A 22,932-nucleotide genomic window follows, 5' to 3' on the forward strand; every position below is an offset into this window, starting at 1 on the left:
TGATTCTGGCTCAGGCGCGGGTGGGGCGGGCGAACAGGCGCGCATAGTCCTCGCGCAGCGCCGCGTAGCATTCGCAGGCGCGCAGTTCCAGGCCGGCACGGTCGAGGATGGTGATCTGACCGCGCTGATAGTGGATCAAGCCGCGCGCCTGCAAGGCGCCGGCGGCGATGGTCACGCCGCTGCGGCGCACGCCGAGCATGTCGGCGAGGTAGGCGTGGGTCAGCTGGAGCTGGTCGGTGCGCGCGCAGTCCTGGGTCATTAGCAGCCAGCGCGCCAGGCGTGGCTCGACCTCGTGGAAGTGGCCGCAGGCGGCGTTCTGCGTCAGCTGGACCAACAGCACATAGAGGTAGCGCTGGAGTGCTCGCAGCAGGCGCGGGCAGTCGCGCAGCGCCAGGCGTAGTTGGCGGGCACTGATGCGCAGGGCGCGGCCGCTGCCTTGCACCACGGCCCGGCTCGGCGCCGTGGCGATGCCCAGCGCCAGGGTGGCGCCGAGCATGCCTTCGTTGCCGATCAGCCCAAGTTCCAGCGGCCGGTGTCGGCCCAGGCTGAACACCAGGGAGATGAAGCCGTCGAGCGGGAAGTACAGGTGGCGCAAGGGCTGGTCGGCTTCGCAGAGAATGTCGCCGAAGCTCAGCGGCACCGTTTCGCAATACCGCAGGAGACGCTGGCGTTCCCCGCCTGGCAGGCCGGCAAGGAGCAAATTGGTGGCGGCAAGAGCCGGGGCGGCTGGCATCTGGGAGCCTGCAGCACTGTGCATGCCGTGGGTGGCGGGGGAGCGGTGCTGGGCAGTCCCGTGTCAGCAGTCTGGCGCATCGTTAGTCCCGCTTCCGTTCGTTACAGCACGCAAGCGCCCAGCTAGTTTGCGGCAGCGGGATAGGGCAGCAGGCGATCGGTTTCCTTCTTCACTACGGCATAGCACTCGCAGCTCAGTTGCTCGAGCTTGCGTCGGTCGAGCACGGTGATATGTCCGCGGCTGTACTCGATCACGCCCTGGCGTTGCAGCTTGCCGGCGGCCTCTGTGACGCCTTCGCGACGCACGCCGAGCATGTTGGCGATCAGTTCCTGGGTCATGGTCAGTTTGTTGCTAGGTAGCCGATCCAGTGACAGCAGCAGCCAGCGGCACAGTTGTTGGTCGATCGAGTGATGGCGATTGCACACCGCGGTCTGCGACATCTGGGTGATTAGCGCCTGGGTATAGCGCAGCATCAGCACCAGCAGCTCGCCATGCCTGTTGAACTCATCCTTGAGGCGCTGGCCAGGTAGCCGATAGGCCGAGCCGCCACTTTGCACTATGGCCCGGCTGGGCGTGCTTTCGCCGCCCATGAATAGGGCAATACCGACCAGCCCTTCGTTGCCGACCACGGAAATCTCCGCTGAGGCGCCGTTTTCCATCACATACAACAGCGAGATGATCGAGTCGGTAGGGAAGTAGACATGGCGCATGGTATCGCCAGACTCGTAGAGCGCCTTGCCCAAGGGCAAAGAAACGTGCTCCAGGTGACTGAACAGACGCTCCTTGACTTCGTCTGAGAGGGCCGCCAACAGATGATTCTGTTGCGGCATCGATGATTCGGACATCTCAGCCTCCTTGCGCTAGGTGACTTTATCAGGCGATCCACTATACGCCGCTAATGACCGCTACCGTACAGAGCTGGATTGGCGGGTGGTCACGGACTCACGGGCGTATCAGGTGGGCTTGAGCAGGTGCGTGTGCAGTTCGACGGTGAGTGCCTCGATACGCTCGGTCAGCGTCTTGGTGAGTTGCGTGTTCTGCTGTAGCAGCTCCAGCAACTGGGGGTTGCTTTGCGCGGCAATGATCTGTCGGTGTTCATTGGCGACCGCAAGCGCCTCCCGGTGTTTGGCATCCGCTTCGGCGTTGGCTTTGTCGCGTGCGGCCTGGCGGGTTTGCGCAAGCAGGATCAGGGGTGCCGCATAGGCGGCCTGGAGGCTGAAGGCTCACGCCAATCCAGGCCATGACGATCAGCGTTTGCGATCCCAGAAAGAGTGGCGTGCCGAAGAACCGGGCGAAGGCCTCGGCTTTCAAGGCAAATTGGTCATTACCAAAGGTCGGGTCGAGATGTTCATGAGGGCGGTGGAAGCGTAAATGGTCAGTGTTGGTTGAGCCCGCTGATAGTGACGAGGTGTTGGACGCTGGCGTTTTCATGGGGGTCTCCTGTGCGGAATCTCCCATGAGTTTATGTGCTGGGGCGATTCAGTAGAGATTCTCCGCGTGATGCCTCGGAAAGGGGGTAGCCCAGTGGGGCAGGCCGAAGCAGCTTGTTGGGGATTTGATTAGTGTCCTTGTGTGGCTGCTTTTGTCCGGTAGCCACCATTCGCCAAGGTCAGCTACCGGCTAGAAGGAGAGCGTCTAGAGAAATAAACCTGCCCCCTTCTTAGCTGGCAGATTGGGCCACTCAGACCAGCCTTGCACCGCCGTCGATATTCAGTGTGGCGCCGTTCATAAAGCCATTGCTCATCAGGAAAACAGTGGCAGCCCCTGCCTCTGTTGCGGTGCCTAGACGATGCAACGGCAGCGACTGCTCCAGCGCCGCTACGAACGCATCGCGTCCGGCGCCCAGCGCCTTGCTGAAAATCGGGGTATTGATCGGACCGGGGGACAGCGTGTTGACCCGAATCGGCGCCAACTCCAGGGCGAGCCCCCGCGCCAGCGCCTCCATGGCGGCTGAGGCAGCAGCCAGCACCGCACTGCCATGTGCATTGGGGCGCTCCGACAACATTCCGGAGATGAAGGTGACGGAGCCGTCTTTCGCCAGGCGCTCGCCGAGGGCGCGTATGGCATGCACCGACGCCCACATGCGCTCCTCGAAGGCCCTGCGCAGCAGACCGATCTCAGCGTCCAGTACCTTGCCCACCACATAGCTGCCGGCCAGCAGAACCAAGTGGTCTACCTGTGGAATATCCGCCAGGGCGGCATGGATGGCCTGACTGTCGGTCACGTCGGCGGCGCGCCAGGCGTCCAGACCGTTGTCGCGGGCGGCCTGCTCGGCTCGACTGGCATCGGAGCCGATCACGGTCACCTGTGCGCCGGCGGCCTTCGCTTGAATGGCTGCAGCCAGACCGATGCCGGAAGTGCCACCGAAAATCACCACTGTGCGGCCATGCAGATTGGCGGACAAAGCCTGGTTGAGAGCGGGTATAGCAGTCATGGTCCATCTCCTTGAACGCCAGGATGGCGTCGGTGGGAGAAAGGCTAATGACTTGAATCTAGGTTGATAATTATGGGGCAAGTCGTTTTACTAATGCCATGAAGGAACAAATTGGATTGGACCGCCTCACCGGTCTTATCGCCTTTGCCCGCGCCGCCTCCCTGGGCAGCTACAGCGCCGCAGCACGCGACTTGTCCGTCTCACCGTCAGCTATCAGCAAAAGCGTGCAGCGCCTTGAACAGCACTTCCAGCTAAAGCTGTTCAGCCGAACTACCCGCTCGCTCTCCCTGACGCCGGAAGGACGGGATTTGTACGAGCGGGCATTGCGCATTCTGCGCGAGGTGGAGGATATCGATCAGGCCGCTGCCGCCTCTCGGGCCGAGCCCTCTGGCACATTGAAGGTCACCGCACCGCCGCCTATCGGCCTGAACATCCTGGCGCCGGCCATTCCCAGGTTTCGCGAGCGTTACCCGAAGCTTGCCATCGATCTGCGCCTGGGCGATCAGTATGCGGACATCATCGAGCAGGGCATCGACGTAGCGATACGCGTGGGCAATCTGGCGGATTCGCGGCTGATCTCGAAAACCCTGGGGCCCCATCGGATCGCCGCTTTCGCGTCTCCCGCCTACTTGGCTAGACGTGGCCCGCCGCTGCAACTCAGCGATCTGGCACACCACGACTGCGTGAACTTTCGCTATCAGAGTTCGGGCATGGCATTGCGTTGGCCGTTCAACGTAGAAGGGAAGGTGGTCGAACTGGTGCCGGACTCGGCCATCGTCATCGATGCCAGCGATGCCGTTGCTGCAGTAGTCGCAGCGGGTGGAGGAATCGGCATTTCGCCCACTTATGTAGCGGCGCCCTATGTGAGCCGTGGGGAATTAAAACCGCTCTTTCCTGAGTTTGCGGTGAACCGTTCTTCTATCACGGCGTTGTGGCCGGAGAGTCGGCGAGGCAGCCCCAATGTCAAAGCCTTTGTTGACTTTCTCGGGGAGCTTTTCCCGACGCCCACAGCCTGGGACGAAATAGTGCGGAACGCTTGAGTCTTCTGGCTCTGGCCAGAGGCGGACATTTCGTCTCCTCCTCCAGCAAACACCATCCGTCCTCTCTGCCTGCCGAGGACGGCGTTTAACAACACTCGCCGAGCATTCTTAAACGCGCCCGACTCCATGAACGCAGAGCAGCACAGCCGGGCTGGGCCTCAGCGCAGCTTCTCCATCATCTGGTAGTACCACATGCCGGCGGCCAGCATCGGGTTGCCGAACACGTCGCCCATCGGCACCTTGATGTGCTTGCAGGCGGCGAAGGTGTCGTAGTGGCCGAGGGTGCCGGTCAGGGCGTTGGCCATGATCTCGCCCATGATGTGGGTGGTGGCGATGCCGTGGCCGGAGTAGCCCTGGCAGTACCAGACGTTGCTCGACAGCTTGCCCAGCTGCGGGATGCGGTTCATGACTATGCCCATGGCGCAGCTCCACTGGAAGTCGATCTGCACGCCCTTGAGCTGCGGGAAGGTGCGCTCGATGCACGGGCGCAGTTCGCCGGCGATATCGCGCGAGTCGCGGCCCGAGTAGTTGGCGCCGCCGCCGAACAGCAGGCGGCCGTCGGCGGTCATGCGGTAGTAGTCGAGCACGAAGCGGCAGTCGTAGACGGCCAGGGTCTGCGGGTTGAGCTCCTTGGCCAGCTCGCCCAGCGGCTCGGTGGTGACGATGCCGCCCATGGCCGGGAAGATCATGCCCTTGAGCTGCTTGCGCGCCAGCTTGTGGTAGACGTCGCCGGCCAGCAGCACCTGCTTGGCGTCGATGCGCCCGCCCGCGGTGATCACCGCCGGGTTGGCGCCGTGGACGATATCCAGCACCTCGGAATGCTCGAAGATCAGCGCGCCCAGGCTCTCGGCGGCCTTGGCCTCGCCGATGCACAGGTTCAGCGGGTGCAGGTGCATGTTGCGGGTGTTCTTGATTGCGCCCAGATAGATGTCCGTCGCCAGGTGGCTGCGCACGCCTTCGGCGTCGAGCAGGCTGACCTCGTCACCCATGCCGCGCTCGACGGCCTCGGCATGGGAAGCGCGCAGCTCGTCCATATGCGCCGGTTTCATCGCCGCATGCAGGTGGCCGTGCCTGAGGTCGCACTGGATGCCGTACTTGGCCACGCGGTTCTTGATGATCTCGTGGCCGCGCCAGCGCAGGTGCCAGATGAAGTCGTCGACTTCCTCGCCCAGGGTGTTGCGCATCTGCTTGCGCATGGCCGCGTCGCCGGAGAGGCTGCCGGTGACCTGGCCGCCGTTGCGCCCGGTGGCGCCCCAGCCGATCTTGTGGGTCTCGACTATGGCCACCTTGAGGCCGCGCTCGGCCAGCTCCACCGCCGTAGCCACGCCGGTGAAACCGCCGCCGATGATGGCCACGTCGACACTGACCTGGCCTTGCAGGCTGGGGTAGTGGGTTTCTTCGTTGAGCGTGGCGCTGTAGTAGGACTTGGCCCGTTCGGCGGCGGGGACCACGGGCTGGGTGGCGATGTTCATCGTTGTTTCCTCTGTGGCCGGCCCGCGCATGGCGCGCCGTCTGTTCTTGTTCTGTCGGAGCTTTCACCCGGGCTGCGTCCGGGCTGGGGAAAGGTGGGCCAGTCGAGACTGGAAGCGGCGGCATTCGTGCGGCCCTGGCGTGCAACGCGACCAGACCTGTGCCAAGCCTGAGCCTAGCCGTTGCCCGGCGGCGGGGCCCGATCGGCAACCGGGCAGCGCGGGCCTGTCGTTCAGGAGGCGGGGAGGACGTCCGGTGGCCGCGCATGGCGGCAGTGCCAGAGGGCCCAGAAGGCCAGCAGCGGATTGCGCGAAGGCAGCGCAGCGAGGCCGAAGCGAGCCCGGAGGGGGCTCTCTGGGGCGGGGGTCATGGGCCGTGAAGGATTCATGGCTCGGCAGCCTCGCACGCTGGCCAGGCGCGGTTAAATTCGATTCTTTACACCTTCAGTTAGCTAGCAGCTAAACAATCGCGCTCAGGGGCGATAGTCGAACGGCCGCCCCAGGCTCCGCTCGATCTGCCCGGACAGCTGCCAGACACCCGCCAGCACGCCGCGCTCGCGGCTGCGCAGCAGGGCCTGGGACTCCTGCTCCAGGGTCGCCTGCAGGCTCAGGCGCAACTGCGCTTCGCTGCGCGGCCGGTCGTTGGAACGGACGATGGCGGTGAACAGTCCCACGCCCAACGACAGCGCCGTGCCGGCCGCGCCGCCGACCGCCGCGCCAATCGCGCTGGCCGCGCCGCCGGCAGCCATCTCGCCGATCAGGCGCTCGCTGGTGCGCTGGGCCACCAGGGAAATGCCGGGGTCGCTGGACCAGTCGCCGCCGGGCACCGGCCGCACCCGTTCGAGCAGCGCCGCATAGGCCGGCAGGCGTTCCAGCGGGTCGGCGCGGAGCAGTTGATGGAGCGATGCACCGGGCGTGCCAGCGATGGCCGGCAGGGCCTGCAGGCGCCGCTCGAACTGGCGCTGTGGCACGCCATGGCGGGCCGCAATGCCCTGCAGGCGCATGTCCAGCTGACGCACATAGATCTTGGTGGCGCCACGCTGGATACGTTCGGGGGAAATGTCCTCGGCCACCGGCTCCAGCACCTGCTCCTGGTATTCCTCCTGCAGGTAGGCGGCCAGGCGCTGCACGCTGTCGTCGCTGCCGAGGCGATACCAGGACACCCGCAGGCCGAGCCACTGCTGGGTCCAGTAGCCGGAGAACCAGGGGATGAACTCTTCGTCGGTCTGCCGCTGCACCAGCACCAGCCAGCGGCCCATGGCCTCCAGTGCATGCTGCCGGGCCTGCGCCTCGGCCGCGCGCGAGGCGCAGGCGATCTCCGCATCGACCTGGCGCCAGGTCTGCGACGAGACCCGCACCGGGTCGCTGGCACAGGCGGCCAGCGTCATGATCAGGACGCCGAGCAACAGGCGCAGCCAGCGCATCTCGCTGCCTCCCGCGCCATGTCAGACGCCCGCGACGGGCGCAGATGGCGCCGCTGCGACCCGCCTCAGCTGAGTATAGGCCCAGGCTCCTGCAGGCCGGCCAGCATCCGCTCGGCGTTGACGCTGCAGAGCATGCCCTCGGGCTTGTCCTCGATGCCGGCGATGATCGCCAGCAGGTGTTCGCGGTTCTGCGCCAGGCGCGCCTGCAGCGTCTCGATCTCGGCGACCTTGCGCCTGAGCGCGGCGAGCAGTTCGTCGTGCGGCCAGCTCTGCGCCACCGGGTCCGGCAGCAGGCGACGGATCTCCTCCAGGCTGAACCCGGCCTGCTGGGCACAGGCGATCACGCCGAGGATCTGCAGCGCCTGCTCCGGGTAGACCCGGTAGCCGTTGGCCTGGCGCTGTGCGGCGATCAGCCCGCTGGCCTCGTAGAAGCGGATGCGCGAGGCGGCCAGGCCCGAACGCCTGGCCAGTTCGCCGATTCTCATTGTGCGGCTCTCCGGCTATTGACCTTAAAGCTGACTTTAACCTTAGGCTCTGCGCATCGTCCATCGGGAGAGCCTCAGATGTCGCCTTTCCAGCCCCTGCAATTGCCCAACGGCAGCCAGATTCCCAACCGCATCGCCAAGGCCGCCATGGAAGAGAACATGGCCGACGCCGAGCAGGCACCGTCCGCCGCGCTGCTGCGCCTGTACCAGGCCTGGGCCGAAGGCGGCGCCGGCCTGCTGCTGACCGGCAACGTGATGATCGACCGCCGCGCCATGACCGGCCCCGGCGGCGTGGTGCTGGAGGACGAGCGCCAGCTGGACAAGTTCCGCGCCTGGGCCCAGGCCGGGCGCGCGCGGGGCGCGCAGTTCTGGATGCAGCTCAACCATCCCGGCCGGCAGATGCAGGCCAACCTCGGCCAGCCGACCGTGGCGCCCTCGGCCGTGGCGCTGGACATGGGCGGCTTCTCCAAGCTGTTCCCGCTGCCCAAGGCCATGGACGACGCGGAGATCGGCGCGTTGATCCAGCGCTTCGCCCATAGCGCCGAGCTGGCCGAGCGCGCCGGCTTCACCGGAGTGCAGATCCACGCCGCGCACGGCTACCTGCTCAGCCAGTTCCTCTCGCCGCTGAGCAACAGGCGCGACGACTCCTGGGGCGGCCCGCTGGAGAACCGCGCGCGCCTGCTGCTGGAGGTGGTCAAGGCGGTGCGCGCGCGGGTTGCGCCGGGCTTCTGCGTGGCGGTCAAGCTCAACTCGGCGGACTTCCAGCGCGGCGGCTTCGATGCCGCCGACGCCAAGCGCGTGGTGCAGATGCTCGGCGAGCTGGACGTCGACCTGGTCGAGTTGTCCGGCGGCAGCTACGAGGCGCCGGCCATGCAGGGCGATGCCCGCGACGGCCGCACCCTGGCCCGCGAGGCCTACTTCCTCGAATTCGCCGGCGAGATCGCCCAGGTGGCGCGCATGCCGCTGATGGTCACCGGCGGCATCCGCCGTTTGCCGGTGGTGCAGCGGGTGCTCGACAGCGGCCTGGCCATGGCCGGCATCGCCACCGCCCTGGCCATCGAGCCGGCGCTGCCGCGCCAGTGGCAGGCCGGACAGGACAGCAGCGCCGAGCTGGCGCCGATCCGCTGGAAGCGCAAGGCCCTGGCCTCGCTGGCCTACATGGCGGCGGTGAAGTTCCAGCTGCGCCGCCTCAGCCTGGGCGGGCGCACCCACCCCGGCGTTTCGCCACTGCGCGCGCTGATCGCCGAGCAGTTGAAGACCGCCCGGCGCACCCGTCAGTACAAGCGCTGGATGGCCGCGCGCGGTTAGAACCTGCTCAAAGTCTGCTGCGCGTCGGCCATGCGTTGTTAAAAACAGGCTCGGAATGCTCATTTACCACTCGTAAACTGCGCTTCCTCGCCTGTTTTTGCCTAGCTTGGCTCTAGCTCGCGAGACTCTGAACAGGCTCTTAGCGCACCCCATCCAGCAGCAGCCGGCTGCGCTCGAACCAGCCCAGCAGGTAGTCCGCCAGGGCCTGGGTGCGGCGCGGCAGGCTGCCCTGCCAGGGGTGCACCAGGAACACCGGGGTGCTGCGCGTCTGGTAGTCGCGCAGCAGCCACAACAGGCGGCCGTCGGCCAGCTCCTCCTGAACCATGTAGGACGGCAGGCGGGCCACCCCGGCGCCGCTCAGCGCCGCCTTCTTCAACAGGCTGTAGTGGTTGCTGGCCAGTTGCCCGGAGACCCGCACCCGCTCCAGCTGGTGTTGACGGTGGTACAGCCATTCCTCGAAGCCGCTGTAGTGAGTGTTGAGCAGGCACTGGTGCGCAGCCAGCTCGGCCGGCACCTGCGGCGCCGGGTGGCGTGCCAGGTAGGCCGGCGCCGCGCAGGTGATCTCCTGCAGGGCGAACAGAGGACGCGCCACCAGCCGCTCGTCCGGACGCACGCCGGAGCGGATGGCCAGATCGAAGCCCTCAGCCTGCAGATCGCGGAAGACGTTGGCCAGATCCAGCTCGACCCGGACCTTGGGGTACTGGCGGGCGAAGTCCAGCAGCAGCGCATCGAAGAAGGTCTCGCCGAGCGACACCGGCACGCTCAGGCGCACCGTGCCGGCGACCTCCTCCTGCAGGCTGCGCACCACCTGGCGCGCGTGCTGGGCCTGGGCCTGCAGCGCCTGGGCCTCGGGCAACAGGGCGGCGCCGGCGGCGGTCAGGTGCAGGCGCCGGGTGGTGCGGTGCAGCAACTGACTGCCGAGGCTGCGCTCCAGCGCGCTGATGCGCTTGGACAGCTGGCCCTTGCTGCAGCCCAGGCGTTCGGCGGCGGCGGTGAAGCTGCCGCACTCCAGCAGCAGGGCGAAGGCGGCCAGGTCTTCCAGTTCGCTCATAGTACGGCGCTCATTGTTTCCATATGAGAACCAAATGTTTCACATTGCCCGGATTATTGGCAACGAATGAAGTCCTAAGCTGGCCCCATCACCCACCAGCACGGAGTCACCCCATGAAGATCATCCTCGTCGGCGCCAGCGGCACCATCGGTAAGGCCATCGACCGCGAACTCCAGGAACGCCATGAGATCGTCCGCGTCGGCCGCAGCAGTGGCGACCTGCAGGTCGACATCACCGACCCAGCCTCGATCCGCCGCCTGTTCGAACGGGTCGGCCCGTTCGACGCCCTGATCAGCGCCGCCGGCAATGCCCACTTCGGCCCGCTGGAGGAGCTCGGTCCCAAGGAATTCGCCGTCGGCCTGGACGACAAGCTGATGGGCCAGATCAACCTGGTGTTGATCGGCAGCGAGTTCGCCAACGACGGCGCCTCCTTCACCCTCACCTCGGGCATCCTCAGCGAAGACCCGATCCGCTTCGGCGCGGCGGTGAGCACGGTCAACGCCGCCCTCGACGGCTTCGTCCGTGCCGCCGCCATCGAGCTGCCGCGCGGCCTGCGCATCAACGGCGTGAGCCCTACCATCCTCAAGGAATCGCTGCCGGCCTACGGCGCCTACTTCCGCGGCTTCAAGCCGGTGCCGGCGGCCACCGTGGCGCTGGCCTATGCCAAGAGCGCGGAAGGCCGGCAGACCGGGCAGGTCTACCGCGTGCTCTGAGCACGGCGGTTGCCTGCGCGGGCGGACGGTGGCACGGTGAAGGCCTGTTTCAGACAAGGACGCAGACCATGAATCGATTCCCGCCACTGCCCGCCCTGCTCGCCCTCGCGCTATTGGGTGGTTGCGCCTCCAGCCCGCAGCCGCAGGCTCCAGGTGCCGAAGGCGACGGCCGCTGCGACGCCGAACCGGTGCAACACCTGGTGGAGCAGCGCATCACCACCGAGCTGGCCGAGCAGGCCCGCAAGCTGTCGGGCGCGGCGCAGCTGCGGGTGGTGCACCCGAACCAGTCGGTGACCATGGACTACAACCCGCAGCGGCTGAACATCGACATCGACGACGCCGACAGCATCATCCGCCTGAGCTGCGGCTGAGCACCTGCCCCGGCCACACCGGCAGGGCCTCCACGCACAGTTCCATGTGGCGGATCAGGCCGTTCTCCACCAGGCGTCCGAGCAGTTGCATGTGCGGCAGGCGCAGATGTGCCTCCAGCGCCTGCTCGGAATCCCAGCACCCGCGCAGCTGCCACTCCTCGGCCTGCACGTGGCACAGCTCGCACTCGCGGCAGCTTGGATCGCGGCGGGCGCGCAGCAGCAATTCACACAGGCGCAGGCCGAGCTCCTCGCCGGCACCTTCACGGGCCTGGAAGCGGGCCAGGCTGACGATCTCTTGGTTCATCTCGTTCTCCCGCCTGCGGAAGCAGATCAGTAGGTGCTGGAGGTGGGCCGCACCACCAGTTCGCTGACATCCACCCTGGCCGGCTGGCCGATGGCGTAGGCGATGGCCTCGGCAATGGCGCCGGCCGGGATGGCGTCGCGGCGAAACTCACGGATCATCGCCAGGGTCTCGCCGTCGCTGATGGTCTCGGCCAGGTCCGACTCGGTGACGCCTGGCGACACCACTGTGACGCGAATATCGGCACCGACCTCCTGGCGCAGCGCCTCGGACAGCGACACCACCGCGGCCTTGCTGGCGCAGTACACGGCGCCCGTGGCGATGGGCTTGTAGGCACCGATGGAGGCGACGTTGACTATCTGCCCGGCGCGCCGGGCCTGCATGTGCGGCAGCACTGCGGCGATGCCATGCAGCACGCCGCGGATGTTGACGTCGATCATGCGGTTCCATTCGTCGAGCTTGAGCGCCGCCAGGGGCGACAGCGGCATCACCCCGGCATTGTTGACCAGCACATCGACCCGACCGAAGCGCTCCAGGGCCAGCGCCACCAGAGCCCGCACATCCTCCTCGCGGGCCACGTCGGTGACGCGGTACTCGGCGCTGCCGCCCTGGTTGCGAATCTCGCCGGCCAGCGCCTCCAGACGCTCGCCACGGCGGGCGCCGAGCACCACATGAGCCCCCTGCCCGGCCAGCAAGCGGGCGCTGGCTTCGCCGATACCGCCGCTGGCACCGGTGATGACTACGACTTTCTCTGCGATCTGCGACATGACTGTTTCCTCGGCAAGCGGCGCGCGGTTGGCGCCGGGACGAGACACAGATTGCGCGCGCCGGTATGGCCGGCGTTAGCCGGATACTGCCGACGGCTTGCCCGATCCTGCAAAGAACCAGGCTGGACAAGATGATGGCAAATCAGTAGCGTCGAGCCGCTCTGCGGCCCCGTCCTCTGCTCGGGCAGCGGTGGGAACGATAGGGAAATCAGCTATCCGAAGCGCAGTCGACTGCGCCACAACCAACACAAGGGACTTTGCATGTTTCGCAACTACAAGATCGCGGGTGGCCTGGCCATCGTATCGGCGGTGATCGCCATCCCCAGCATGATCCTCATGTTCATCGACATGTTCACCGAGAGCGCCGCTCTGGGCCTGGCCAGCGCTGTCACCCAGCTCATCAGCGGGACGGTGTTCGTGCTGCTCATGCTCTATCTCAGGAGCTACCTGGAGCAGCACCTCGGCCTGGGCCAGCAGAAGATTCTGTTCGGCTTCATCATTGCCACCGGGGCGCTGGTCCCTATCGCCGGTATAGCCATGGGCTTCCTCGACCCGTTCTCCTCGATCGTGACCATGCTGGCCGCCATGATCCCATCCATCCTGTGGGGCATTCTCATGCTGGTGGTGGCGTTCCGCATCATCAATGCCAAGGTGGTGGATGTCAGCTATGCCAAGGCCTATGCCTATCTGGTGGGTGCAACCGGGCTGCTGAACGCCACGATACTGCTGTCCGACCTGGCACTGCTGCTCGGGCTCGCGTCGGACATCATCATGGCCCTGATGTTTTTCGCGGCCACCCAGAACAAGCTCCCCGGCGAAGCAGTCCCGCAGCTTGAGAATGCCGGCAGCCTCGCCTGAACCCTCTCTTTCGGGGCGGGTAACAACGCCCGCCCGTTTCAGACTCCCTCTCGAGTTGCACCAACGGCCAGGGCCCCATCGCCGGGATCGCTCCTGAGACACCTGCGGCTGTTCGCCACGCTTCCGGCATCCGGCGCGGACGTGCAGATCTACCCCCATAGGCCGGCATGCATGATGGCAACCTGCGCGGCCTGTCTCACGGCGGAATGCACGCTTCCTATATCGAACTGGCACACATCCGGATGTACGACCTGGGCCGAGCCGATAGTCGAGGTGCCACTGGCGCGTAGCCTGAGCCACGACAACCGTTACCAGCGGCTGTGCCGCGAGTTCGTCCACTGAGCCAGCTGCACAGAGCTGCCGGACACTTGCCTAATTCTGCCGAACCTGCCCCACACCGGGGGACTTCCCGCATCTTCCGGACTAAGCTGCGGACACCCGATGAGGAGCGACAGCATGTCCGACAGCCGCCACGAACAGAGTCTGGAGGACCAGCGCCGGCTACAAGGTCGGCTACGAGAGCCCCTCGCAGTTCAGCCGCGAGTACAGCCGTCTGTTTGGTGCTCCGCCTATCCGTGACCTGGCTAGGTTACGGGCGGCGGGCTGAACCTCTGGAGCATCCCGACAGAGCAGGCTAGGCTGGCGGCCCGGAGTTCATGACAAGGATGCCCGATGACTCGACTGCTGCTCGGTGGCCTTCTAACCCTGCTTTCATCCCTCGGCCTTGCTGCCACTGCCGATATCCCGCCCTTGGGCCGGACCTGGTTCCAGCCCACCCTGCAAGAAAGCCACGCGCCCATCTGCACGGAGCTATTGCAGGCGGCCCGAGAGGCCTTCGTCGGCTCCAGGCCTCTGCTGGAAGCCCTGGAGCCAAACGGCTTGCGCGAGGTACCTCCCAGGGAGTTCAGCCAGCAGCACGCAAATGGCAGCCAAAGCCACTTCGGCATCTATACCCACCCTGGCTGCGGTGGCGGCTGTGAGCAGTACCAGATAGTTGCCAGCAGGCAGCCCCTCGCCTACCACCCCGAAGTGACTGCCGCACAACTCGACCAGGCTCCCCAGCGCAGCAGCCGCATGCCCCGCTTGTTCGTCGACGAAAGCCAGCAGCCTCTGGTGCTCAGCGACGACAGTGCACCCGGTGCACCCGACCACAGCCTGTTCCTGCACGAACTCGATGCCGACCACAACTGGACGCTGGTATGCCAGATAGCGACGGCGCCACACCGCAACAGTCCCCCAGCGTCTGCCGAACTCGTGACGGCCAGGCAAGCCATGGACGAGCTGGGCAGGGCCATGGGCGGGCTTGCCCGCGGTTATGGTAGCTGCGGGTCGCTGCGCTCAGGCGACCGACGCGCCTCTGGACTTCCCGAGGATCTATGGCTGGCGCTCTACCGCCCCTGGATGCTCTATGCCAGAGCCGATCGGTTCGGCGATCCGCAACAGGACTTCCAGGTCGATAGTGCAGCCCTGGAGAAGTGGGCGCTGACCGGACTGAGCGAGTTCCAGGCCGTGAGGAGCTACCGCCAGGCTCTGGAAAGGGCCCAGCCGACGCTCGCCCACTTCTATAGCAAGGCCTTTCACTGGTCTCCCGAGCAGTCCGAGAGCATCGCCCAGGCAACCCTGCAGGCTGCCGTAGGCAATGCCCTGGCCTTTCCCAGCAGTGGCTACGATCCGTTTCCCGCCAGCGAACGGGCGCTGCGTCAGGCCATTCTGGAGGGTCGCCCCATCGACGATATCCACCAGGTCGGCGGGCCACTGAGTGATCTCAGTATCGCTATCGAGCATCCCCAGGCCATGCAGTTCTTGCTGGAGCGGGGGGCCGATCCCAATCAGCGCAACCCCTTCGGCAAGACGCCGCTGATGTATAGCGCCCAACACAACCAGCTGGAAACCGCACGACTCCTCTTGGCCGCCGGAGCGGATGCCAACGCCATGACGATCTGGCCCGACGACACCTGCTCCTACACCCTGCAAACCAGCAAGATGACTGCCCTGCACTACGCGGCCCGCTATGCCTCGCCGGAACTGATCGAACTACTGCTACGCAGTGGCGCGGCACCTTTTATCCGCAGCATCAGCAAGGCCTACCAGAAGGGTCGCACCGGAACGGCGCTGGAGTGGCTCAAACGCCATAGCGCAAGCGGCGCCCAGGAACCCAATCCGCATATTCCGCCCGACCGAGTCAGGGCTCTGGCGCAGGCCCTGCAAGTACCCACGGCCGAACAAGTACAGCAATACGCCAGACAACTGACCCTGCAAGCAGAGAAGGACTATGCCGAAGGACGGCTGGTGCCCGCCTACAGGGCACTGCTGCTGGCCCGCGAGGCCTCGCCGACGGACGCGCGCATACTCGGCAACTTGTCGCTGGTGGCTTATAAGCTGGGGGATATCGGCCCTGCACTGGAAGCCGGCCAGCAACTGATCGACAGCAGCCAGGATGCCAAACAACTCGCCAATGCCTGGTTCAACCAAGGTCTGGTCTGCGAGGCCGCGGGGCTGGTCTCCTACAACGACCGCTACTACTGCCGCAGTGGCAGCATCTATGCGTATTACCAGGCCGCCGAACTGGACAGCACACCCGCCAGACAGAGCAAGTTGCTGGAACAGCTTCGTGCCGCCAAGCAAGCTCGCTGCCAGGTCGCTTACGCCGAGGAGGAAGTCGACATACTGGTGCAGAAGGATTATCGCCCCTCGCACAGTGGCCCCTGGATCGGCCAGACACTCTATGCGCTCTACCCCTCGGCCATTAGTTTGTCGGCCGAGGATGTGTCCTGGCAGTTAAAGACGCGCACCATCAAACCTAGAGAAGCCGGCACCCTTGAACTCGGCGAATGGCGCCTGAGTGTTCTGGAGAGCCACGACTCATTGAGTGGCGCGCCACTGCAAGTAGGTGACGACAGCTGTGTGGCTCAGCGATAGTGACTACCAATCCAGCTCGATACGGCTCTCGAAGCGCCGCGGCTCGCCACTCAGCGGGTCGGCGAAGGCCAGGCTGTGGGCCAACAGCTTGAGCGGCCGGGTGAAGTCGTCGACGCCCTTCTCGTCGCGCAGCTCCGGGTAGAAGCTGTCGTTGAGAATCGGCGCGCCCAGCGCCGCCATGTGCACGCGCAGCTGGTGCTGCTTGCCGGTCACCGGGAACAGGCGGTAGCGCCACAGCTCACCGCGCCGCTCGATCACCTCCAGCAGGGTCTCGCTGTTCGCCTCGCCCGCCACTTCGCGCATGCGGAAGAAGGGTTCGCCCTTGTCCAGCCGCGAGCGATGGCGCAGCGGAAACTCGTACTGCGGCAGGGCCGGGGCGATGGCCTGGTAGCGCTTGTCGATGCGCCGCTCACGGAACAGCGCCTGGTAGGCGCCACGGCTCTGCGGGACGGTGGAGAACAGCACCAGCCCGGCGGTGTGCCGGTCGATGCGGTGCAGCGGCGCCAGCTGCGGGTTGCCGGTCTCCTGCACCAGGCGGGTGAGCAGGGTCTCCTCGGCGTAGTCGCCGGCCGGCATCACCGGCAGGAAGTGCGGCTTGTCGGCCACCAGCAGGTGCTCGTCGAGGTGCAGTATCCGGGCCTGGAAGGGAATCTCGCGCTCGTTCTCCACCTCGCGGAAGTACTGCACCCGCAGCGCCTCGCGGTAGGGCGTGGCCGGGCCCAGCGGCCGGCCCTCGGCGTCCTGCACCAGGCCCCGGGCCATGCGCGCCAGCCAGGTCTCGCGGGGGATCTGCGGGAAGCGCGCGCACAGGCAGTCGAGCACCGTGGCCCAGGTGCCGGGCGGCAGGTGCAGGAAGCTGGGGCGAACGTTGAGGGGGCGCGAGGACATGGTGGCAGGCATGCTGAACAGGCCGCGCATTATTCCTCAGTACGGAGAAAAACGCCGCCCCGCTCGTCCGTGCCGGCTAGGCTGTGGGCGAGCACATCGCACAGGGAGGACTCCAGATGCTCAAGACCTATCACGGCAGCTGCCACTGCCAGCGCGTGCGTTTCAGCGCGCGACTCGACCTCGCCACGGGCACCGGCAAGTGCAACTGCAGTTTCTGCGGCAAGGCGCGCTTCTGGGGCAAGATGACCAAGCCCGAGGCGCTGCAGGTGCTGGCCGGCGAGCAGGAGCTGAGCCGCTACCAGTTCTCCAGCCACAGGGTCGAGCACCTGTTCTGCCGGCACTGCGGCATGCGCCCCTTCAGCCGTGGCGAGGTGGCGGAGATCGGCGGCGCCTTCGTCTCGATCAACCTGGCCTGCCTGGACGACCTCGCCCCGGCCGAGCTGCTGGCCGCGCCGGTCACCTTCTTCGACGGCCTGCACGACAACTGGATGGAGGCACCCGCCGAGACCCGCCATCTGTAAGGGTCGATCCGCGCGGCGCTGTAGCTGACGAACCTGGCCGCGGCGGCGCAGGATAGGCCCCGGACATTCACGGAGCCCGACTATGAAGACCATCGGCCTGATCGGCGGCATGAGCTGGGAATCCACCCTGCCCTACTACCGACATATCAACGAGGCGGTGCGCGAGCGCCTGGGCGGCCTGCACTCGGCCAGGCTGGTGCTGTACAGCCTCGACTTCCAGGCCATCGAGACCCTGCAGCGCGAGGGCGACTGGCAGCGCGCCGGCGAACTGCTGGGCGAGGCGGCCCAGGCCCTGCAGCGCGCCGGGGCGGACTTCCTGGTGCTGGCCACCAACACCATGCACAAGGTGGCCGACGCCATCGCCGCGGCCAGCGACCTGCCCCTGCTGCATATCGCCGAGCCGACCGCGGCCGCCGTGCGGGCCGCCAGCCTGAGCCGGGTCGCCCTACTCGGCACCCGCTTCACCATGGAGCAGGACTTCTATCGCGAACGCCTGCAACGGCACGGCCTGCAGGTGCTGATCCCGGAACAGGACGAACGCCTGCTGATCCATCGCATCATCTATGAAGAGCTGTGCCAGGGCCGGGTACGGGAGGAGTCGCGCCAGGCCTACCGCCAGGTGGTGGCTAATCTGGTCGCACGCGGCGCCGAAGGCGTGGTGCTCGGCTGCACCGAGATCGGCCTGCTGCTGCGCGCCGAGGATGCCGAGGTGCCGCTGTTCGATACCTGCCTGCTGCACGCCCGCGCTGCCGCCGCTCGGGCACTGGCCTGAGCGAGGCTCAGCCGATCAGCTGCTCGACCCGCTCGTCGAACAGCACGACGCGGTCGCGACCGCCGGCCTTGGCCGCGTAGAGCGCCTTGTCGGCGCCCTGGATCAGCCGCTCCGGCCCGTCCTCGGGCGCGCCGGGCTGCGCCAGGCAGACATGCACCCCGGCGCTCAGGCTCAGGCGCCGCAGGGGCGAGCCGGCATGTGCCAGGGCCAGTTGCTCCAGCTGAGTCCGTACCTGTTCGGCCACCTGCATGGCGCCCTGGGCGTCGGTCTCCGGCAGTAGCAGGCAGAACTCCTCGCCGCCGTAACGCACGGCCAGGTCGGCCGGACGCTTCTGCCCGCCGCGAATGGTCTCGGCGACCGCACGCAGGCACTCGTCGCCGGCGGAGTGGCCATAGATGTCGTTGTACTGCTTGAAGTAGTCCACGTCGAACAACACCAACGCCAATGGCTTGCGGCTGCGCGCGGCACGGGAGAACTCATCGCTCAGGGCGCGGATGAAGCGACGGCGGTTGGCCAGCTTGGTCAGCTCGTCTTCCAGGGCCTGCTTCTCCAGGCGCTGGTTGAAGGCACGCAGGGCATCGCGGGTAGCGCGCAGCTCCACCTCGGTACGCTGCCCCTGCTCGATCTGCCGTATCAGGTAATGGCCGAACAGGGCCAATAGCGTCACCAGCGGGACCAGCACCAGCAGCTGACGGGCGCTGTCGGCGCGCCAGCCGGCGAGAATATCGTCCACCGCCAGGGCGGTGACCGCCACCAGCGGGTAACCCTGGATCTGCCGATAGCTGAGCTGGCGCTCCACGCCGTCCAGCGGCGAGGGCAGCCGGGCGCTGCCCACCGGGCTGTGCGGCAGCAGGTCACTGAAGACCTGGCCGCTCTTGACGTTGGTGCCTATGTGGCGCTCGTCAAAGGGCATGCGCAGCATGAGGGTGCCGTCGTTCAGCACCAGGCCGATGGAGCCATGCTCGCGCACGTCGAAGGTGGCATAGAACTGCCGCAGGTCGTCGATGGAGATGGTCGCCAGCGCCACCCCGGCGAATTCGCCCTGGGCGTCTTCCAGGCGCCGTGACAGCGGGATGATCCAGTCGCCGGTGGTGCGGCTGCGAATCGGATGCCCGACGTGAGCGTCATGGTCCTCGGGAAAGTCGCGGTGATAACGGAAATACTCGCGGTCGGCATTGTTGGCCCCCAGCGGCAGCTCGCCGAAGGAGTTGACCAGCCAGTTGCCGTCGCGGTCGTAGGCGAACAGCCCGTGCAGCTCGGCCTGCGCGTAGACGTGCTGACGCATCAGGTGCTGTAGGCGCTGCAGCTGCGCGGGGCCGGCACCGTCCACCTGCAGCCGCTCGACCAGATCGAGCAGCACGGTATCGGCCCTGCGCAGCGTGTCGCTGGCCTGGCGGGCCAGCGCCGAGGCCAGGTTGGAGGTCTCGATCTCGGCCTCGCGCAGTTGCACCTGGCGAGCGTTCCAAATCATCCAGCCGTCGGTGGCCAGCAACGATGCGCAGACCAGCACCACGAAGGCCCGCGCCAGAGGCAGCAGGGCCAGCGTCTGCCAACGCTGCAGTCTGCGCCCTTGCGCCTTTACGTCACCACCCATGAGCGCCCCTGCGTCGGCTCCGTTATCTCTCTCACACTATAGGAAAGCCCGCTCGGACCTGCCCCGATCAATCGCGGTGCCCGTGTTCGGCATGCCACAATCGCCGGGATATGATGCCCCGTCCTCCGCCTTCGCCACATTAAGGAAGCCTCGATGAGCGAAACCACGCTGCCGCTGGCACCGGCCCAGCCCGCCAGTTTTCTGCAGGCCCTGCTGTTCTGGCTCAAGCTCGGCTTCATCAGCTTCGGCGGCCCGGCCGGACAGATCGCCATCATGCACCAGGAGCTGGTCGAGCGACGCCGCTGGATCTCCGAAAGACGCTTCCTGCATGCGCTCAACTACTGCATGTTGCTGCCCGGCCCGGAGGCCCAGCAGCTGGCCACCTATATCGGCTGGCTGCTGCACCGCAGCTGGGGCGGGGTGATCGCCGGAGCGCTGTTCGTGCTGCCGTCGCTGTTCATCCTGATCGCCCTGTCCTGGCTGTATATCGCCTTCGGCGACGTGCCGCTGGTGGCCGGCCTGTTCTACGGCATCAAGCCAGCGGTGACCGCCATAGTGCTGCAGGCGGCGCATCGCATCGGCTCCCGCGCGCTGAAGAACAACTGGCTGTGGGGCATCGCCGGCGCCTCCTTCGTGGCCATCTTCGCCCTCAATCTGCCCTTCCCGCTGATCGTGCTGGGCGCCGCCCTGATCGGCTACCTGGGCGGACGCCTGGCGCCGCAGTACTTCAGCGTCGGCGGCGGCCACGGCGCGGCCAAGCAGTCCTACGGTCCGGCGCTGATCGACGACGACACCCCGCCGCCGGAGCACGCGCGCTTTCGCGGCTCGCGCGTGTTCCTGCTGCTGGCCATCGGCGCCGCGCTGTGGGTGTTGCCGATGGCCACGCTGACCGCCCTGTTCGGCTGGGAAGGCACCCTGACCCAGATGAGCTGGTTCTTCACCAAGGCCGCCCTGCTGACGTTCGGCGGCGCCTACGCGGTGCTGCCCTACGTCTACCAGGGCGCGGTGGGCCACTTCGGCTGGCTGACGCCGACGCAGATGATCGACGGCCTGGCGCTGGGCGAGACAACGCCCGGGCCGCTGATCATGGTGGTGGCCTTCGTCGGCTTCGTCGGCGCCTACGTGCAGCAGGTGTTCGGCGCCGACCAGGCATTCCTGGCCGGGGCCCTGGCCGCCTGCCTGGTCACCTGGTTCACCTTCCTGCCGTCGTTCCTGTTCATCCTGATCGGCGGGCCGCTGGTGGAGTCCACCCACAACGAGCTGAAGTTCACCGCGCCGCTGACCGCGATCACCGCCGCAGTGGTCGGGGTGATCGTCAACCTGGCGCTATTCTTCGCCTATCACGTGCTCTGGCCACAGGGCTTCGCCGGCAGCTTCGACTGGCCGTCGGCGCTGATCGCCCTGGGCGCCGCCCTGGCCCTGCTGCGCTTCAAGCGCGGGGTGATCGAGGTGCTGCTGGGCTGTGCCCTGGTCGGCCTGGCCGTGCACCTGCTGCGCTGAAGGAGACACGCATGACGCCCATCTCGATCCGCGAACTGGCCGAATGGCAGGCCGCCGGCCGCTGCTTCAGCCTGCTCGACGTGCGCCGCGCCGCCGCCCGGCAAAGCGCGGCGGCGCAGATCGCCGGCAGCCAGTGGCGTGACCCGCAGGCACTGTTCGCCTGGAAGGACGAGGTGCCGCGCGATCGCCCGGCGATCCTCTATTGCGCCCACGGGCACGAGATCAGCCAGGGTTGCGCCGCCACCCTGCGCGCCATGGGCCTGGACGCCCGCCACCTGATCGATGGCTTCGCCGCCTGGCAGGCCGCCGGCCTGCCGCTGGCGGAACTGGACTAGCCGCCTGCATGGCGTTTGGCGTCTTCGGCCGGGACTTGGCCGGCGCGGATGCTTACACTAGCGGCCAGTTCTCCCTAAGCTCCCGAGGTTCCCCATGACTGACGCCGCCTCCTCCATCGCCATCATCGTCGGCGCCGGCCATGCCGGCGGCGAACTGGCCATCGCCCTGCGCAACGAGGGCTGGGAGGGGCGCATCCTGCTGCTCGGCGAAGAACCTCACCTGCCCTACCATCGCCCGCCGCTGTCCAAGGCCTACCTGGCCGGCAGCGTGGAAAAGAGCAGCCTGGCGATACGCCCGCAGGCGGCCTACGACAAGGCCGGCGTGGAGTTCATCGGTGGCGTGCGGGTGAATGCCATCGACCGCGCCAACCGGCGCCTGGAGCTGAGCGACGGGCGCAGCCTGAACTACGACAAGCTGGCCCTGGCCACCGGCGGCCGTCCGCGTCCACTGAGCCTGGGCAACGCCGCGGCCGCCGAGCGCTGCGCCAACTTCCACTACCTGCGTACCCTGGCCGACGTCGAGCGCATCCGCGCCCAGCTGGCCCCGGGCAAGCGCCTGGTGATAGTCGGCGGCGGCTACATCGGCCTGGAGGTGGCGGCCTCGGCCAGCGCCCAGGGCCTCCAGGTGACGGTGCTGGAAGCCCTGCCGCGGGTGCTGCAGCGGGTCACCGCCGCCGAACTGTCGGCCTACTACGAGCGCAAGCATCGCGAGGCCGGGGTGGACATTCGCACCGGCGTGCAGGTGGTCGACCTGGAGCTGGCCGGCGAGCGGGTCGACGCCCTGCTCTGCGCCGACGGCGCGCGCATCGAGGCCGATCTGGTGGTGGTCGGCATCGGCCTGATCCCCAATACCGAACTGGCCGCCGCGGCCGGGCTGGCGGTGGACAACGGCATCCTGGTCGATCAGCACGCCCAGACTAGCGACCCGCATATCTTCGCCGCCGGCGACTGCACAAATCACCCCAACCACCTGCTCGGCCGCCGCCTGCGCCTGGAGTCGGTGCCCAACGCCCTGGAACAGTCGCGGGTGGCCGCGGCGAACATGGCCGGCAAGCTCAAGGCCTACGCCTCGGTGCCCTGGTTCTGGTCCGACCAGTACGAGCTGAAGCTGAAGATGGTCGGCCTGTCCGACGGCTTCGAGCGCCTGGTGCTGCGCGGCGATCCGGCCAGCGACAGCTTCAGCGCCTTCTACCTCAAGGGCGACAAGGTGCTGGCCGCCGATACGGTGAACCGCCCGCAGGACTTCATCGCCGCCAAGCGCCTGGTGGCCGAGGGCATCGCCGTGAGCGACGCTCAGCTGGCCGACGACGCCAGGCCGCTCAAAGAGCTGCTGCCGACGCCGGGGGCCTGAGCCCGCGACTCCTCGAGCAAAAACACCGGCTGCGGCCGGTGTTTTCATTCGCAGCCCGGATGCAATCCGGGAGGCAGGTGCCCGCATAGCTCCCCTCT

The 22,932-nt window shown here is 66.9% G+C and carries 22 protein-coding genes and 2 pseudogenes; 12 read left to right on the forward strand and 12 right to left on the reverse strand.

What is annotated here, in order from left to right:
• Positions 1–10: 10 nt before the first annotated feature.
• From AAFN46_RS02985 to AAFN46_RS03000, 4 genes and pseudogenes are all read right to left on the reverse strand, one after another.
• Positions 11–640, reverse strand: a complete 630-nt coding sequence (locus AAFN46_RS02985) for a Crp/Fnr family transcriptional regulator (RefSeq protein ID WP_347807208.1) — start codon at positions 638–640, stop codon at positions 11–13.
• A 215-nt stretch (positions 641–855) separates the two neighbouring features.
• Complete coding sequence (locus tag AAFN46_RS02990) at positions 856–1,578, reverse strand: Crp/Fnr family transcriptional regulator (protein WP_347807209.1); 723 nt, start codon at positions 1,576–1,578, stop codon at positions 856–858.
• A gap of 108 nt (positions 1,579–1,686) precedes the next feature.
• Positions 1,687–2,164, reverse strand: a pseudogene (locus tag AAFN46_RS02995) (DUF1003 domain-containing protein).
• 250 nt (positions 2,165–2,414) lie between these two features.
• Complete coding sequence (locus tag AAFN46_RS03000; RefSeq protein WP_347807210.1) at positions 2,415–3,167, reverse strand: SDR family oxidoreductase; 753 nt, start codon at positions 3,165–3,167, stop codon at positions 2,415–2,417.
• A 98-nt stretch (positions 3,168–3,265) separates the two neighbouring features.
• On the opposite strand from AAFN46_RS03000, the gene AAFN46_RS03005 reads away from it, so the two are divergent.
• Entirely contained in the window at positions 3,266–4,207 is a 942-nt protein-coding gene (locus AAFN46_RS03005; protein WP_347807211.1) for a LysR family transcriptional regulator, read from the forward strand.
• A 158-nt stretch (positions 4,208–4,365) separates the two neighbouring features.
• On the opposite strand, the gene AAFN46_RS03010 is transcribed toward AAFN46_RS03005, so the two are convergent.
• The 3 genes from AAFN46_RS03010 to AAFN46_RS03020 form a co-directional block, all read right to left on the reverse strand.
• The gene (locus AAFN46_RS03010; RefSeq protein WP_347807212.1) at positions 4,366–5,679 is read right to left on the reverse strand and encodes an FAD-binding oxidoreductase; all 1,314 of its coding nucleotides are present in this window, start codon (positions 5,677–5,679) and stop codon (positions 4,366–4,368) included.
• 470 nt (positions 5,680–6,149) lie between these two features.
• On the reverse strand, positions 6,150–7,100 hold the full coding sequence (locus AAFN46_RS03015) for a hypothetical protein (protein ID WP_347807213.1): 951 nt from the start codon (positions 7,098–7,100) through the stop codon (positions 6,150–6,152).
• 65 nt (positions 7,101–7,165) lie between these two features.
• Positions 7,166–7,585: a MerR family transcriptional regulator gene (locus AAFN46_RS03020; RefSeq protein WP_347807214.1), complete on the reverse strand. Its 420-nt coding sequence runs from the start codon at positions 7,583–7,585 to the stop codon at positions 7,166–7,168.
• A 78-nt stretch (positions 7,586–7,663) separates the two neighbouring features.
• On the opposite strand from AAFN46_RS03020, the gene AAFN46_RS03025 reads away from it, so the two are divergent.
• Positions 7,664–8,893, forward strand: coding sequence for an NADH:flavin oxidoreductase/NADH oxidase family protein (locus AAFN46_RS03025; protein ID WP_347807215.1), 1,230 nt, complete (start codon positions 7,664–7,666; stop codon positions 8,891–8,893).
• A gap of 139 nt (positions 8,894–9,032) precedes the next feature.
• Here AAFN46_RS03025 and AAFN46_RS03030 read toward each other — a convergent pair whose 3' ends face one another.
• Complete coding sequence (locus tag AAFN46_RS03030; RefSeq protein ID WP_347807216.1) at positions 9,033–9,944, reverse strand: LysR family transcriptional regulator; 912 nt, start codon at positions 9,942–9,944, stop codon at positions 9,033–9,035.
• Between the two features lie 113 nt (positions 9,945–10,057).
• Between AAFN46_RS03030 and AAFN46_RS03035 the strand changes: the two genes are divergently transcribed.
• Both AAFN46_RS03035 and AAFN46_RS03040 read left to right on the forward strand, forming a co-directional pair.
• Positions 10,058–10,657 (forward strand): short chain dehydrogenase, encoded by a 600-nt coding sequence (locus AAFN46_RS03035; RefSeq protein ID WP_347807217.1) that lies wholly within the window; start codon positions 10,058–10,060, stop codon positions 10,655–10,657.
• 68 nt (positions 10,658–10,725) lie between these two features.
• Complete coding sequence (locus tag AAFN46_RS03040) at positions 10,726–11,028, forward strand: I78 family peptidase inhibitor (protein ID WP_347807218.1); 303 nt, start codon at positions 10,726–10,728, stop codon at positions 11,026–11,028.
• Here the strand turns inward: AAFN46_RS03040 and AAFN46_RS03045 are convergent.
• Together AAFN46_RS03045 and AAFN46_RS03050 are read right to left on the reverse strand one after the other, a co-directional pair.
• Complete coding sequence (locus AAFN46_RS03045; RefSeq protein WP_347807219.1) at positions 11,006–11,332, reverse strand: antibiotic biosynthesis monooxygenase; 327 nt, start codon at positions 11,330–11,332, stop codon at positions 11,006–11,008. The genes AAFN46_RS03040 and AAFN46_RS03045 overlap by 23 nt on opposite strands.
• Positions 11,333–11,358: 26 nt before the next feature.
• Positions 11,359–12,096, reverse strand: a complete 738-nt coding sequence (locus AAFN46_RS03050) for an SDR family oxidoreductase (RefSeq protein ID WP_347807220.1) — start codon at positions 12,094–12,096, stop codon at positions 11,359–11,361.
• A 261-nt stretch (positions 12,097–12,357) separates the two neighbouring features.
• Here AAFN46_RS03050 and AAFN46_RS03055 point away from each other — a divergent pair, with 261 nt between their 5' ends.
• The 3 genes and pseudogenes from AAFN46_RS03055 to AAFN46_RS03065 all read left to right on the forward strand — a co-directional run bounded on the left by AAFN46_RS03055 (position 12,358) and on the right by AAFN46_RS03065 (position 15,873).
• On the forward strand, positions 12,358–12,954 hold the full coding sequence (locus AAFN46_RS03055) for a hypothetical protein (RefSeq protein WP_347807221.1): 597 nt from the start codon (positions 12,358–12,360) through the stop codon (positions 12,952–12,954).
• A 490-nt stretch (positions 12,955–13,444) separates the two neighbouring features.
• Positions 13,445–13,561: pseudogene (locus AAFN46_RS03060) on the forward strand (AraC family transcriptional regulator CmrA); the annotation flags it as partial.
• A 65-nt stretch (positions 13,562–13,626) separates the two neighbouring features.
• On the forward strand, positions 13,627–15,873 hold the full coding sequence (locus tag AAFN46_RS03065; protein ID WP_347807222.1) for an ankyrin repeat domain-containing protein: 2,247 nt from the start codon (positions 13,627–13,629) through the stop codon (positions 15,871–15,873).
• Positions 15,874–15,876: 3 nt separating this feature from the next.
• Here AAFN46_RS03065 and AAFN46_RS03070 read toward each other — a convergent pair whose 3' ends face one another.
• On the reverse strand, positions 15,877–16,761 hold the full coding sequence (locus AAFN46_RS03070; RefSeq protein WP_347807223.1) for an RluA family pseudouridine synthase: 885 nt from the start codon (positions 16,759–16,761) through the stop codon (positions 15,877–15,879).
• A 116-nt stretch (positions 16,762–16,877) separates the two neighbouring features.
• On the opposite strand from AAFN46_RS03070, the gene AAFN46_RS03075 reads away from it, so the two are divergent.
• Positions 16,878–17,282, forward strand: coding sequence for a GFA family protein (locus AAFN46_RS03075; protein WP_347807224.1), 405 nt, complete (start codon positions 16,878–16,880; stop codon positions 17,280–17,282).
• A gap of 82 nt (positions 17,283–17,364) precedes the next feature.
• Positions 17,365–18,054 carry an aspartate/glutamate racemase family protein gene (locus AAFN46_RS03080; protein WP_347807225.1) on the forward strand — a complete coding sequence of 230 codons (690 nt, stop codon included), beginning with the start codon at positions 17,365–17,367 and terminating at the stop codon, positions 18,052–18,054.
• A gap of 7 nt (positions 18,055–18,061) precedes the next feature.
• On the opposite strand, the gene AAFN46_RS03085 is transcribed toward AAFN46_RS03080, so the two are convergent.
• Positions 18,062–19,648, reverse strand: coding sequence for a diguanylate cyclase (locus AAFN46_RS03085; RefSeq protein ID WP_347807226.1), 1,587 nt, complete (start codon positions 19,646–19,648; stop codon positions 18,062–18,064).
• A gap of 153 nt (positions 19,649–19,801) precedes the next feature.
• Between AAFN46_RS03085 and chrA the strand changes: the two genes are divergently transcribed.
• The 3 genes from chrA to AAFN46_RS03100 all read left to right on the forward strand — a co-directional run bounded on the left by chrA (position 19,802) and on the right by AAFN46_RS03100 (position 22,834).
• The gene (chrA, locus tag AAFN46_RS03090; RefSeq protein WP_347807227.1) at positions 19,802–21,148 is read left to right on the forward strand and encodes a chromate efflux transporter; all 1,347 of its coding nucleotides are present in this window, start codon (positions 19,802–19,804) and stop codon (positions 21,146–21,148) included.
• 11 nt (positions 21,149–21,159) lie between these two features.
• The gene (locus AAFN46_RS03095; RefSeq protein WP_347807228.1) at positions 21,160–21,483 is read left to right on the forward strand and encodes a rhodanese-like domain-containing protein; all 324 of its coding nucleotides are present in this window, start codon (positions 21,160–21,162) and stop codon (positions 21,481–21,483) included.
• A 94-nt stretch (positions 21,484–21,577) separates the two neighbouring features.
• A complete protein-coding gene (locus tag AAFN46_RS03100) occupies positions 21,578–22,834 on the forward strand; it encodes an FAD-dependent oxidoreductase (protein WP_347807229.1) in 1,257 nt (418 codons plus the stop codon).
• Positions 22,835–22,932 lie beyond the last annotated feature (98 nt).

This window comes from Pseudomonas sp. CAU 1711, from assembly GCF_039888625.1.
Classification (GTDB): Bacteria; Pseudomonadota; Gammaproteobacteria; order Pseudomonadales; family Pseudomonadaceae; genus Aquipseudomonas.

Bases quoted from the DNA above. Each gene is read 5' to 3' on its own strand.
- AAFN46_RS03010 (WP_347807212.1), bottom strand. From the start codon at position 5,679: ATGAACATCGCCACCCAGCCCGTGGTCCCCGCCGCCGAACGGGCCAAG.
- AAFN46_RS03045 (WP_347807219.1), bottom strand. From the start codon at position 11,332: ATGAACCAAGAGATCGTCAGCCTGGCCCGCTTCCAGGCCCGTGAAGGT.
- AAFN46_RS03015 (WP_347807213.1), bottom strand. From the start codon at position 7,100: ATGCGCTGGCTGCGCCTGTTGCTCGGCGTCCTGATCATGACGCTGGCC.
- AAFN46_RS03020 (WP_347807214.1), bottom strand. From the start codon at position 7,585: ATGAGAATCGGCGAACTGGCCAGGCGTTCGGGCCTGGCCGCCTCGCGC.
- AAFN46_RS03030 (WP_347807216.1), bottom strand. From the start codon at position 9,944: ATGAGCGAACTGGAAGACCTGGCCGCCTTCGCCCTGCTGCTGGAGTGC.
- AAFN46_RS03100 (WP_347807229.1), top strand. From the start codon at position 21,578: ATGACTGACGCCGCCTCCTCCATCGCCATCATCGTCGGCGCCGGCCAT.
- AAFN46_RS03005 (WP_347807211.1), top strand. From the start codon at position 3,266: ATGAAGGAACAAATTGGATTGGACCGCCTCACCGGTCTTATCGCCTTT.
- AAFN46_RS03085 (WP_347807226.1), bottom strand. From the start codon at position 19,648: ATGGGTGGTGACGTAAAGGCGCAAGGGCGCAGACTGCAGCGTTGGCAG.
- AAFN46_RS03075 (WP_347807224.1), top strand. From the start codon at position 16,878: ATGCTCAAGACCTATCACGGCAGCTGCCACTGCCAGCGCGTGCGTTTC.
- AAFN46_RS03025 (WP_347807215.1), top strand. From the start codon at position 7,664: ATGTCGCCTTTCCAGCCCCTGCAATTGCCCAACGGCAGCCAGATTCCC.
- AAFN46_RS03055 (WP_347807221.1), top strand. From the start codon at position 12,358: ATGTTTCGCAACTACAAGATCGCGGGTGGCCTGGCCATCGTATCGGCG.
- AAFN46_RS02990 (WP_347807209.1), bottom strand. From the start codon at position 1,578: ATGTCCGAATCATCGATGCCGCAACAGAATCATCTGTTGGCGGCCCTC.
- AAFN46_RS03035 (WP_347807217.1), top strand. From the start codon at position 10,058: ATGAAGATCATCCTCGTCGGCGCCAGCGGCACCATCGGTAAGGCCATC.
- AAFN46_RS03070 (WP_347807223.1), bottom strand. From the start codon at position 16,761: ATGTCCTCGCGCCCCCTCAACGTTCGCCCCAGCTTCCTGCACCTGCCG.
- AAFN46_RS03065 (WP_347807222.1), top strand. From the start codon at position 13,627: ATGACTCGACTGCTGCTCGGTGGCCTTCTAACCCTGCTTTCATCCCTC.
- AAFN46_RS03050 (WP_347807220.1), bottom strand. From the start codon at position 12,096: ATGTCGCAGATCGCAGAGAAAGTCGTAGTCATCACCGGTGCCAGCGGC.
- AAFN46_RS03040 (WP_347807218.1), top strand. From the start codon at position 10,726: ATGAATCGATTCCCGCCACTGCCCGCCCTGCTCGCCCTCGCGCTATTG.
- AAFN46_RS03000 (WP_347807210.1), bottom strand. From the start codon at position 3,167: ATGACTGCTATACCCGCTCTCAACCAGGCTTTGTCCGCCAATCTGCAT.
- AAFN46_RS03095 (WP_347807228.1), top strand. From the start codon at position 21,160: ATGACGCCCATCTCGATCCGCGAACTGGCCGAATGGCAGGCCGCCGGC.
- chrA (WP_347807227.1), top strand. From the start codon at position 19,802: ATGAGCGAAACCACGCTGCCGCTGGCACCGGCCCAGCCCGCCAGTTTT.
- AAFN46_RS03080 (WP_347807225.1), top strand. From the start codon at position 17,365: ATGAAGACCATCGGCCTGATCGGCGGCATGAGCTGGGAATCCACCCTG.